General features: G+C 61.3%; 10 protein-coding genes. 8 read left to right on the top strand and 2 right to left on the bottom strand.

The features are described 5' to 3' along the window. Together O2807_06100 and O2807_06095 are read right to left on the bottom strand one after the other, a co-directional pair. Nucleotides 1-1,420: tetratricopeptide repeat protein (locus O2807_06100; protein ID MDA1000075.1), on the bottom strand; the 1,420-nt coding region annotated here is incomplete at its 3' end. After that, the gene (locus tag O2807_06095) at nucleotides 1,360-2,574 is read right to left on the bottom strand and encodes a M20 family metallopeptidase (protein MDA1000074.1); all 1,215 of its coding nucleotides are present in this window, start codon (nucleotides 2,572-2,574) and stop codon (nucleotides 1,360-1,362) included. The genes O2807_06095 and O2807_06100, both read right to left, overlap by 61 nt. A gap of 212 nt (nucleotides 2,575-2,786) precedes the next feature. Between O2807_06095 and tolQ the strand changes: the two genes are divergently transcribed. The 8 genes from tolQ to O2807_06055 all read left to right on the top strand — a co-directional run. Then, the gene (tolQ, locus tag O2807_06090; GenBank protein MDA1000073.1) at nucleotides 2,787-3,458 is read left to right on the top strand and encodes a protein TolQ; all 672 of its coding nucleotides are present in this window, start codon (nucleotides 2,787-2,789) and stop codon (nucleotides 3,456-3,458) included. A gap of 15 nt (nucleotides 3,459-3,473) precedes the next feature. Next, complete coding sequence (tolR, locus tag O2807_06085) at nucleotides 3,474-3,917, top strand: protein TolR (GenBank protein MDA1000072.1); 444 nt, start codon at nucleotides 3,474-3,476, stop codon at nucleotides 3,915-3,917. 49 nt (nucleotides 3,918-3,966) lie between these two features. Beyond that, on the top strand, nucleotides 3,967-4,854 hold the full coding sequence (locus O2807_06080) for a TonB family protein (protein MDA1000071.1): 888 nt from the start codon (nucleotides 3,967-3,969) through the stop codon (nucleotides 4,852-4,854). Between the two features lie 8 nt (nucleotides 4,855-4,862). Then, nucleotides 4,863-6,197 carry a Tol-Pal system beta propeller repeat protein TolB gene (gene tolB / locus O2807_06075; GenBank protein MDA1000070.1) on the top strand — a complete coding sequence of 445 codons (1,335 nt, stop codon included), beginning with the start codon at nucleotides 4,863-4,865 and terminating at the stop codon, nucleotides 6,195-6,197. Between the two features lie 230 nt (nucleotides 6,198-6,427). Beyond that, nucleotides 6,428-6,991: a peptidoglycan-associated lipoprotein Pal gene (gene pal, locus O2807_06070; GenBank protein ID MDA1000069.1), complete on the top strand. Its 564-nt coding sequence runs from the start codon at nucleotides 6,428-6,430 to the stop codon at nucleotides 6,989-6,991. A gap of 64 nt (nucleotides 6,992-7,055) precedes the next feature. Continuing rightward, entirely contained in the window at nucleotides 7,056-8,009 is a 954-nt protein-coding gene (gene ybgF / locus O2807_06065; protein ID MDA1000068.1) for a tol-pal system protein YbgF, read from the top strand. A gap of 31 nt (nucleotides 8,010-8,040) precedes the next feature. After that, nucleotides 8,041-10,107: an NAD-dependent DNA ligase LigA gene (ligA, locus tag O2807_06060; protein MDA1000067.1), complete on the top strand. Its 2,067-nt coding sequence runs from the start codon at nucleotides 8,041-8,043 to the stop codon at nucleotides 10,105-10,107. Nucleotides 10,108-10,202: 95 nt separating this feature from the next. Further along, nucleotides 10,203-10,469 (top strand): sugar phosphate nucleotidyltransferase (locus O2807_06055; GenBank protein MDA1000066.1); only part of this gene is annotated, 267 nt, incomplete at its 3' end.

Genomic DNA, 10,469 nt, shown 5'->3' with positions numbered 1-10,469 from the left:
CGAAATAGAGGTGGCGGTAGATTTGAACGGCCCGCCGGTAACGCGCGGCGGCTTCCTGCGGCTTTCCGCTTTTTTCGGCTGCGGCCGCGCTCCAGTAGAGGGCCGAGGAAGCAAGCGAGTGATTTGGAAAGCGGCGGCCGAGTTCCTCCCATTCTTGCTGCGCATTCTGGAATTTTCTGGAGCGGTATTGGATCCAGGCCAACTGCCACATGGCCTTGGGCACAAGCGGGGACGCAGGATGGAAGCGGACGACTTCTTGGTAGGAGCGGGTGGCGTCCTCGTAGCGGCCGGAGTCCTCGTGCACCCGGGCGAGAAGATACCGGCCCCGTGCGGCCCATTTCCCTTCCGGAGACTCTTCGAGGAGAAGGCGCGAATCCTCGCCGAAGCCGGTCCGGTCATTGGCGCGAAGATGGTTGCGCAGCAGATGGTATCTGGCCATGGCGCGGTCGCTGTTCTTGACGGGATAGAGGGAGATGGCTCTCTCCAGCGCGGGCCGCGCCTGATCGGTCCGGCGAAGCGCGTAGAGGGTGAGCGCTTCGTTCAGGATGATTTGCCGTTCGTAGAGAGAGCCTGGAAAGCGCGACTTCAATTGCTGGAAAGAATCGTACGCCTCCTGGTAGTAATATCTCTTTTGCAGTCTCCGCGCCCTTTGATAAAAGTGCCACGCCGTCATGGGTTCGAGCCGCGGCCGGGCCATGAAGCCCAGCGATTCGGTTTTTTCCAGCGCCTCCTTCGCCTCGGGGGTTTCTCCGTGATCCATCCAGAGCCTTCTCCACGCGAGTGCCGCCGCGCGATGGTTTCCGGCCATCTCATGGGTGCGGGCCGCGAGAGCGAGAAAAGCGGCAAAGCGCTCGTGATCCGGGAAACGGCGAAGAAGGTGCTCCAGCGTCCTGGCGGCATCGCCGTGGCGGCTTTCTTCTATCTCGATGCGGGCGATGTGCTCCAAGGCCTCCGGCGCGTGCGCGATGCCGGGATCGCGCTGGAGCATCTTTTGCAGGGCCCGGAGGGCGGATTCGTTATCGCCCGCTCCCCGGTGGGACTGGGCCAGAAAGAAAAGCGCATGGGCTGCAATCTCGGGGGTTTTCCGGATTGCCTCTTCGAAATGCGCGATGGCGTCGCCGTGGCGCTTGGCCTGGAGAAGCGCGTAGCCGAGGAGAAAGGGTTTTCTTCCGCCCAGGCCGGAGGGGTCGTTTTGGAGTCTTTCCAGAAGCTCGTCGTATTTTTTCGCCTGAAGGAGGCGCGGGTAGGCGGCCGGAAGCGGCGCCACCTGCACGGCGGAGTCCTTGGGGCTCGAATGCGCCGCCGGATGGTACGGCCAGGCCAGAACGAGGGCGGCGCTGATGGCGAAGATCCTGGCGATCATGGCGCTCGCCTCCGGCGCGGCGCAGCCGCTCGCGCCCGGGCGCGGAATTCTTTCCACACCTCCTCGCGTGCTTTTTCATCGAGGAGCAGGTCCAGGGCGGTCATGGCGAGCGCCTTGGCGCCGAGCAGGAGCGTGCGTCTTCCCTCTTTGCCGCCGGCGGCCCGGGCGAAGGCCGGGGTGTGGGGGAACACATCTTCGGGAACCATTCTGATTTGGGGATGAATGGTCGGCACCTTCTGGCTGACGTTTCCCACGTCGGAGGAGCCCATCGCCAGCGGCGGAAGCGGGTCGGCTTCCCGCTCCCCGAGGGCAGCGAGATTCTCTCGAAAGAGAGCCGCCAGCCGGGAGTTCATCCGCAAGGGCTCGTAGGTGATCGGGCTTTTCACAAAGCGGAGCCGCGCGCCGGTTGTTTTCGCGGCGGCCTGGGCGCAGTTTTTCACCTTCTTGAGGAGGGCCTCCAACCCCTTGCGGGTGGCGCTTCGCACATAGAACCACGAGGCGGATTTGTCCGGGATGATGTTGGGCACCTCACCGCCCTCTGTGATGACGCCGTACACGGAATCGCCCGGTGGAAGGCCGGGGCGCATCGCGGCGATGGACTGAAAGGTGGCGAGGGTCGCCTCGAGCGCGCTGATGCCCGCCTCGGGAGCGGCGGCGGCGTGAGAGGCTTTTCCTTCAAAATGGATGTAAATCTCGGCGAGGGCGAGAAAGTTGACCTCGGCCCGCGTTTCGGCTGCGGGGTGGATCATCAGGGCGGCGTCCACGCCCCGGAAGATGCCTTTCCGGGACATGATGACTTTCCCGCCCCCTTTCTCCTCCCCCGGAGTTCCGAAGACGGCGATTCCCCCTTCCTTGGGTGGGAGTGTTTTCGCGAGGGCCGCGGCCGCGCCGACGCTCGCCGCCGCGATGATGTTGTGGCCGCAGGCGTGCCCGATTTTTGGGAGGGCGTCATATTCCGCGAGAAAGGAAACGCGGCTTTTTCCGGGTTTTGAGCCTGATCTTTGAGCCAGGAATGCGGTCGGCAAGCCCGCGATTCCCTTTTGAACGCGGAAGCCCCGCTCCCGCAGGAAGGCAGAGAGCCTGCGGCTTGCAAAATGTTCCTCGAGACTGATTTCGGGGTTCTGATGAAGCTCCCGGGAGAGTTCCCACAGCGAATCCGCTTCCTGATCAATGTAGGTGACCACAGCGGTTTTGGAGCGTGCGATGCTCACGTGGCAAGCCTCCGGGCGGGCGGTTAGAAATTATCGCCATGGTTCAGAAGGGGTGTCAATGATTCGCCAAAAACATTTGTATTGACTGCGATTATGCAGAGATGGTATTTTTGTCACCTCCGTCCGCCGAGGAGAAGACTTTGTTTTTCGCTTTTGTTGCCGCACCCATCACCACAGGTTCCGCCGCCGCTTCCAGAAAAGAGTTCGACATTATCTCCCTGGCTTTTCATTCCGGGGGGGTGGTCGCTCTCGTGTTGCTGGTGCTTCTTTTTTTCTCCCTGACCTCTTGGGCCATCATCATCTGGAAGTATATTGAATTGCGGCGAGCCAGGGGGGGGGCGGAAAGCTTCCAGGAAATTTTCTGGCGCGCCAAGCGGCTGGACCAGCTCCATGAAGAGTCGGCCGGCTTTGCGGGAAATCCCCTTTTCAACGTATTTTCCGCCGGCTACCGCGAGGTGGACCAGATATTAAAGGCCAGGGGCGGCGATGAGGAGGAATCTTTCTCCCCCCGTGGGAACGGCATCGAGGGCGTCGAGCGGGCGCTCAAGCGGGCGGCGAACGAGGAGATCGGAAAGCTGGAGCGGGCGATGACCTTTCTCGCCACCACGGCCAGCGCCACGCCGTTCATCGGTCTTTTCGGAACGGTTTGGGGCATCATGAACTCTTTTCGGGAAATCGGGATACAGGGGACGGCAGGTCTCGCCGTGGTGGCGCCCGGCATCAGCGAGGCCTTGATCGCGACCGCGGTGGGGCTTGCGGCGGCGATACCCGCCGTGATCGCCTACAACCATTACCAGAACCAGGTCAAGGTTATCTCAGATGAGATTGAAAATTTTTCTGCGGATTTCCTGAATCTGGTGGGCCGCCATTTCATGCGCATCTAGCGCGCGGGACTCGCCATGGCATCGAATATCACCCGGGGCAGCCGTCTTTCGGACATCAACGTTACGCCGTTGGTGGATGTCATGCTCGTTCTTTTGATCATTTTCATGGTGACAGCCCCGCTCCTTCAGCAGGCCGTGCATGTTGATTTGCCCAAGGTGACGGCCGAAGGAGCCGACCCGACCGAAGATGCGATCATCGTCACCGTAGACAAGGGCCGGAAAATCTACATCAATGACAGGGAGATACGGGCTTCCGATCTGCGGACGAAACTCACGGCCATATTCCAGGGCCGGCAAAAAAAGGAAGTTTTCCTTCGGGCGGATCGCGATGTCCCCTACGGAGAAGTCGTCAAGGCGATGGCCGCGATTCGGGCTTCGGGGATCAAGAAACTCAATATGGTAACGGACCCGCTGGAAGATTCCCCCCGACAAAAGCGCCGCCGGACAGGCCGGCGCTGACGAGACGGTCTTCAGGATGAGGGGCAGTCCGTCTCCAGATCGGAATCCAATGAAAGATAACGCCCGTGAATTCCCTCCCGCTTCCGACGGAAATCGCCGGAGAAGCCGGGTCAACGGAATTTTTCAGAACAAGCGCTTTCGCATTGCCTGGGCGTCTTCGTTTGCGCTTCATGCGCTGCTGTTTGTCTGGGTGACTTTGGCGCCCTCGAAGCCCAGATACCGTTATTTCGGAAGCGGCACGGCTGTCAGCCTCGTCGGTGCGGACGAGATCCCCGGAGGTTCCACGCGTGGGAAATCGGGAGATCGCCCCCAGCGCCGGCCCCCGGATGCGAAGCCAAAGCAGATCCGGAAGACGAGACAAACCGCTTCAGCGAAAAAGACAGACGCCCAGGCGCTCCGCAAGGCGAAAAAACCGCCCCCAAAAGTGCTCTCGGAGCGGGAGAAGCGCTTGCTCCGGCAAAAGAGCTGGCGGGAGCGATACGCCAAATCCCTGGATTCACCGAAGAAAGAAACCCGGGTGGCGAAAGCGGAACCGGCCAAGCCCTCTCCCCCGGCCCGCTATGGATATCCGGGGCAAGGGGGCGGCGACGGGCAGGGGGGCGGCAGCCTGGGAGCGGGCGGTGGCGGCGTTGCCCGTACCGAGCTTGAGCGCTACTACGGTCTTTTGGCCGAGCGGGTGCGGAGCAACTGGGCCATTCCGCTAAGTCTGGAAAAGGTGGAAAATTACCGGACGACGGTGACCGTTGACGTCAGCCGGGATGGACGCATCCGGGCTCTGAAGCTCGACAGCTCGAGCGGCAATCGCGCCTATGACGATGCGGCGCTGCGGGCAGTGGCCAAGGCGGCGAGTCCCTCGTTTCCACCTCCGCCGAACACGATAGAGGATGCCTGGCTGCTGCTGGGGTTTCGTTTCTGCGGCCGGAGCTTTTGCAAATAGGTGAACGGATGAAAAAAGTGTTTTTCCTTGCGGTGCGCTGCGGCGTGGCCTTCCTTTTTTTTCTGGCGGTGTTTGCGGGCGGGTGGGCCGAGGCCGCGAAGAGTCGGGTATTCATCGACATCTACTCCCCCACGGCGCGCAAAATCCGCATCGCGCTCCCGGCGTTCCGGCCCCTGAAGGGCCGCCGCGATCCGCTGGGAGAGCAAATCGCCGATTTGATACAGAGCGATCTCACCCGGACCGGTATTTTTTATTTTCCTTCCCGGAAGAGCTATCTGGAAGATCCCTTCGCGGCGGGAATCAGGAGAGATGAACAGCGCTTTTCCGAGTGGCTGAATGTGGTTCGCGCCGAGGCCCTCATCAAGGGCGGCTACGTGATTGAGGGGGATCAGGTACTGGTGGAGGCCTACCTGTACGACACGGCGCGCGGCACACAGGAGCTGGGGAAAAGGTACCAGTACCCCAAGAGCAACTGGCGGATTCTGGCGCACCGGTTTGCAAACGCAGTGATGGAGAGATTCACCGGAGAAGCGGGGGTGTTCGACACCCAGATCGCTTTTGTCGCCAAGCGCACCGCCCGCACCCGCGGCGAGATATACATCATGGACTGGGACGGCGCTTCTTTGCGGCGCGTGACCCGGAACGGACACGGAAACAACTCGCCGGCCTGGTCTCCCGATGGAAAGTGGCTGGCCTATTCCTCGTTCAAGTCGAATCCCCCGGGCGTTTTTCTTCTGCCCACCAATGGCGGGCCGGAGATCCGGGTGAGTTCAAGGAAGAACCAGGCCATCGGTGGCGCGTTCTCGCCGAACAGCCGGTATTTTGTTTTCTCCGAGCTGACGGGAAGAAATTTCCAGCTCCACAGGTACGACATGATACTTCGTGTCCGGAAGCGCCTCACGCGCAATTACGGAATCGACGTGTCGCCTTCCTTCTCGCCCGACGGGAAAAAGATCGTCTTTACTTCCGGTCGCGCGGGCGGCCCGCAGGTATATGTCATGAACGCGGACGGCTCGGGTCCGAAGCGGATTTCTTTCCAGGGAAGCTACAATTCCGAGCCCGAGTGGAGCCCCCGGGGGGACCGGATCACCTTCAGCAGCCGCTTGACGGACAACAAATCCATCGATGTGGTTTCCGTCAATCCCGACGGCTCTGATCTCCGGCGCCTGACCGGCGGGCAGGGCCGAAACGAATCTCCTACCTGGTCGCCGGACGGGCGGCATATCGCATTTTCCTCAGATCGTTCCGGCCTGAAATATGTATATGTGATGACCGCCATGGGGACGCAGCTCTTCCGCCTCCCCCCCGGCCAGGAGCCCTCCTGGTCTCCCTCGTTGCCGTAAAAGCACGAAAAAGACAATAAAGATGGGCGTTTACGGGCTTGCTCCAAAGTGTGAAGCAGATTATACTTGTGTGGCCTTGGATCTTGTAAGATATGGCTGTAGGTGTGAAAAAGGTGTAAAAACAGCCATATAGGGTTTGTCCGTTCTGTTAAATTGAGGCGATGGGTTTTTGCGTTCGGTTTGGTTTCTCCATGGATGCCCGACCGCAGTATTGCGAGGAGGAGAATTGAATGTTTTCTAAGCTTAAAACCAAGGGATTTCGTTTTGCCCTGGTGGCTGCGGCGCTGTTTTTTGTGGTTGGCTGTGCCGAGCAACTCGTGAAAACGGATGAGGATGTGTCCGCTGCCAGTCGGCGCGGCAGTGGTACAGCTCCTCCGTCAAGCGCCATGCAGGAAGCTGCACGCCAGCGAATGCAGAGAATGAAAAGCGGGATTCAACAGCTTGAGAATGACTTGATCTATTTCGATTTCGATAGGTTTGAAATCCGCACCGACATGCGGGGAGTCCTGGATCATAAGGCGCGCTTTCTGTCCGATTTTCCGACGATCCGGATCCAGATTGAAGGACATGCGGACGAGCGCGGAACGAGCGAGTACAACATTGCGCTCGGTCATCGTCGTGCGCAGGCAGCGAAGGACTATCTCGTTTCGCTCGGAGTTTCCGCCTCCCGGGTCGATACGGTCAGCTACGGAGAAGAGCGTCCTGTCGATCCGCGGCATCATGAAATTGCGTGGGCCAAAAACCGCCGGGCCAAGTTCAATGTAATCGGGGGCGTTCCCGCCGGGTTGAACTAAAGGTTCCCGCCTGGCTTACCGAATGAGGACTCCCCGGTGGTATGCCGCCGGGGAGTTTTTTCATATGACTCGATTGTCTCTGAATCGTGCGGTGGTGTGTCTGGCGGCCCTCTTCGTGCTTGCCGGATGCGCCGAGGTGGGAGTGCCGGCCGGCGGCAGCGGCTCTTCCCCGTCGCCGGCGTTGCCATCGGGCAGCGGAAGCGACGCCTTGGCCCGCCACCTCGAGAGCTTGCGCCGGGGTCTCGCCAACCAGGAACAGCGCATCGAAGCGGCCCGCCGGGAGCTGCAAACGCTTTCGGGCAACATTGAAAAAATGCAGCGGGCCCAGGCAGAGTCCCTGAAAAACATCGAACGGTTTTTCGAGGAATTCAAAAAACGGGTTGAGGCGAACGAGAAGACGGTCGCTCTTTTGCGCTCGGGCGGGCTTCAGGGAACCGGGGTAGGCGCCGGCACCGTGCCCCCGGAGGGTCCCTCCGGGCTGCCTCCCGCCGGGGCTCCCGCCACTGGAACGCCGGAGCAGCCTTCCGCAACCACAACCCCTGCACCGCCCAAAGGGGGCACTCCTCCGGCGGGCCCGAATGTGGCCACGGTTCCTCCCGCGGGAGATCCTTCCGCGTTGCCTTCGTCTCCGCCCGTGGAAAAGGCGGGGCCGGAGGTTGATTTCAACGAGGCCGTGCGCGTCCTGGAAAAGGAAAAGAGCTTTCCGCGGGCGCGGCTGCTCCTCCAGCGTTTCATCGAAAAATATCCGACCCACGAACTCGCCGACGATGCCCAGTACCTGATCGGGGAATCGTATTTCGCGGAAAAAAATTACGAGCGGGCGATTCTTTCTTACAACAAGGTGCAGGTAGACTACGCCAATGGAGACAAGGCCCCCGACGCGCTCCTGAAAGAAGCGCTTTCTTTTTTGAGTCTGGGCGACAAGGCGAGCGCGCGAGAGCTGCTCGAGCGGGTGGGAAGAAAGTACCCCGGCTCCGACGCGGCGAGAAATGCCCTGGAGCGCCTCAAATCCTTCTAGGCGAAGCCGCTCCGCTCCGGCGTGGATACCGATGAAAAAAAAGAAAGTTCCCCCGAAAGACCAGAAAAGAGCCCGGGAACTGGCGGCGGAACTCCATCAGCACAATTACAGGTACTACGTTCTCGACGCCCCGGCTGTTTCCGATGCCGAATATGATCGGAAGTTTCGGGCTCTTCAAGCCCTTGAAGAAAAATACCCTTCCCTGGTGACGCCGGCTTCTCCGACCCAGATGGTGGGCGCGAAGCCCCTCGAGGCGTTCAAGGTTTTTGAGCACGATCCCCCGATGATGAGCCTTGAAAACGCGGCCAGCGAGGAGGAAGTCTGCGAGTTCGAGGAACGCGCCCGCCGGTTTCTCCTCCAGAATTTCGATCGGGAAGTGGAGGAGTGGGCGTATGTTGTCGAGCCGAAACTCGACGGCCTCGCCGTTGAGCTGATCTACGAGGGAGGCGTTTTCGTATCGGGCGGAACACGCGGGGACGGGGTGCGCGGCGAGATGGCCACGGAGAATCTTCGGACTCTTTCGGCGATTCCCGCACGGCTTGAACAGTCCCGAAGCGGTCCCCAGGTTCCCACGTATCTTTCGGTGCGCGGTGAGGTTTTCATGCGGATCGAACCTTTCCGGGAGTTGAACAAGGCGCGGCTGGAGGCGGGAGAGCCCCCTTTCGCCAATCCGCGCAATGCGGCGGCCGGCTCGCTCCGGCAGCTGGACCCGCGCATCGCGGCGGCGCGCCCGCTCGACATCTACATCTACGCCATCGGGCGCATCGAGGGGTTCGCCTTCGAGAGCCAGTCCCGGCTGCTCTCCGCGCTGCCCCTCTGGGGGTTTCCGGTGAACCCCTCCTGGAAAAAGTGCGGCTCCCTGGATGAAGCCATCGCGCACGCCAACCGGATTCTCGCCGACCGGGACGAGACCCCCTACGAGATCGACGGTGCGGTCATCAAGGTGGACGCCTTCGATTTGCAGGCCGAGCTCGGGGTGAAATCGCGTGCGCCCAGATGGGCCATTGCGTTCAAATTTCCCCCCCGGCAGGAAACGACGGTGGTTGAGGACATCATCGTCCAGGTCGGCCGCACGGGCGCCCTGACGCCGGTGGCCGTGATGGCGCCGGTGCGCGTGGGCGGCGTCGAGGTCTCACGGGCCACCCTTCACAACGAAGAGGAGCTGGCGAAGAAAGATGTCCGCATCGGCGACACGGTGGTCGTACAGCGGGCGGGAGATGTCATCCCCGAGGTGGTTTCCGTTATCCTCGAAAAGCGGCCCGCCGGCGCGAAGCCCTTCGAGCTTCCCAAGTCGTGCCCGATCTGCGAAACGGCGGTGGTCCGCCCTGCGGGCGAGATAGTCACCCGGTGCCCCAATCCGGCGTGCCCGGCGGTGGTCCGCGAGGGGATTCACCATTTCGCCTCCCGGCGCGCCCTGGACATCGAGGGACTGGGAGAGAAGCTGGTCAACCAGCTGGCAGATGCGGGCCATGTGCGCGAGCCCGCCGATCTTTTCCGCCTCAAGCGGGATCAGCTGGCCGGCCTCGAGCGGATGGGGGAAAAATCGGCGGACAATCTTCTGGCCGCGCTCGAGGCCGCGAAGTCGCCCCCGCTCTCGCGGTTTCTCTATGCCCTGGGCATCCGGCACGTGGGGGAGCACCTTGCCGAGGTATTGGCCGATCAGTTCGGGAGCGTGGAAAAACTGGCCGAGGCGGATTTGGATATCCTCGTGGCGATCCACGAGGTCGGCCCGCAGGTCGCCGAGCAGGTTGTGGGATACTTTCAAAACCCCCGCTCGCGAAAGATCGTGGAAAATCTCTTGGATGTGGGGGTTCGCCCCTCCTCCCCGGAGCGGGCCGCGCCGGCCTCGGGCGGCGGGATTTTTTCCGGGAAGACGTTTGTCCTCACGGGGACGCTGGCTACCCGCTCGCGGAGCGAGGCCAGGGCGGCCATCGAGGCGCTCGGCGGACGGGTGAGCGGTTCCATCAGCAAAAAGACGGACTATCTCGTGGCGGGCGAGGCATCGGGCTCGAAGCTCGCGAAAGCGGAAAAACTGGGCGTTTCGGTCTGGGATGAGGAGATATTCGAGCGGGCCTTGCGCGAAAGAATCCTTCCTTGACGCTTAAGATCGGGTTTCATATCATGCGGGGCGATGTTCACTCCCGGGTTTCGTAGTGAGATCCCTCAAATTTTCCTTCATTTCAGGGCGATTTTGTGACGCGAATCCGTAAGGCGGTTTTCCCGGTGGCGGGCCTGGGGATCCGGTTCCTGCCCGCGACCAAGGTGATCCCGAAGGAGATGCTGCCCATCGTGGATATCCCCCAGATTCAGGTGGGGGTGCAGGAGGCGGTGGACTCGGGCATCGAGGAGATCATATTTATTACGGGCCGGGGCAAGGTCTCGGTGGTGGACCATTTTGATGTGTCCTATGAGCTGGAAGATCACCTTTCGAAGCGGGGCGAGGACGAACTGCTGAACCTG

The sequence above is a fragment of the bacterium genome, assembly GCA_027622355.1.
In the GTDB taxonomy this organism is placed as follows: Bacteria; UBA8248; UBA8248; order UBA8248; family UBA8248; genus JAQBZT01.
Note: the sequence above shows the minus strand (reverse complement) of the source record. Positions and strands in the feature narration are given on the sequence as shown.

Bases quoted from the DNA above. Each gene is read 5' to 3' on its own strand.
- tolR (MDA1000072.1), top strand. From the start codon at position 3,474: ATGGCATCGAATATCACCCGGGGCAGCCGTCTTTCGGACATCAACGTT.
- O2807_06080 (MDA1000071.1), top strand. From the start codon at position 3,967: ATGAAAGATAACGCCCGTGAATTCCCTCCCGCTTCCGACGGAAATCGC.
- tolB (MDA1000070.1), top strand. From the start codon at position 4,863: ATGAAAAAAGTGTTTTTCCTTGCGGTGCGCTGCGGCGTGGCCTTCCTT.
- pal (MDA1000069.1), top strand. From the start codon at position 6,428: ATGTTTTCTAAGCTTAAAACCAAGGGATTTCGTTTTGCCCTGGTGGCT.
- ybgF (MDA1000068.1), top strand. From the start codon at position 7,056: ATGACTCGATTGTCTCTGAATCGTGCGGTGGTGTGTCTGGCGGCCCTC.
- ligA (MDA1000067.1), top strand. From the start codon at position 8,041: ATGAAAAAAAAGAAAGTTCCCCCGAAAGACCAGAAAAGAGCCCGGGAA.